General features: G+C 47.6%; 1 protein-coding gene. It reads right to left on the bottom strand.

Translation table 11 applies throughout. The features are described 5' to 3' along the window. Window positions 1-198, bottom strand: a 198-nt coding sequence (locus tag Pmgp_RS19340; RefSeq protein WP_345789165.1) for a hypothetical protein, incomplete at its 3' end; no start/stop codon positions are given. Window positions 199-653: the final 455 nt, after the last annotated feature.

Raw genomic sequence — 653 nt, forward strand, 5'->3', positions numbered from 1 at the left:
GCCTTTGTTGACGGTGAGGTCAACTCCGGACAGGGCACGGCACTCGCCGGGCTTGCCGCGGTTGTATGTATGGGTGAGACCGGTTACCTCAATAAAGCAGCCGTGCGTCGCGGAAGCCGGGACATGAGAAACAGGATTGTTCCGTACGGGACCGTTGCCCTCTGTAACAATGCCTGTTACCGGCATCTTATCTCTCACGTCTCACACCGTCCCTTTCATCACAGAAAAATATTTCTACTCTACTCTAAAAACAAGTGTTCGACTGCACATAGAGATACCACAAAAGTCACATTAGACATACGCGCCGCTATTTTTTTTCCAGTAAACGCAAGATAGCCTCTTGCAATGGTACACCTCCAATGAGAATGGGCGTAAGGCGTAGCATATGCTGCATTCCTGAGTGGCAATATGTGAATGAATTCGCTCCTGCACTGGATGTATTACCTGTTTACATTAATTATCATGTATGTAGTTTAACCTACATACATCCAAACGTCAACCGCAGGGAGTATATTGGTTTACCTTTGCCGTTTAACCATTCTACCCCGAAAATGCAGGTGCGAATTCATTCGTAGAAAAGTTACTATAGATGCCCAAGTTCGACGCTGGCACGCCGTGTGCGATTAATGGCGCCCGCGTCCCCAAGTTTTTAC

Source organism: Pelotomaculum propionicicum (assembly GCF_004369225.1).
In the GTDB taxonomy this organism is placed as follows: domain Bacteria; phylum Bacillota; class Desulfotomaculia; order Desulfotomaculales; family Pelotomaculaceae; genus Pelotomaculum_B; species Pelotomaculum_B propionicicum.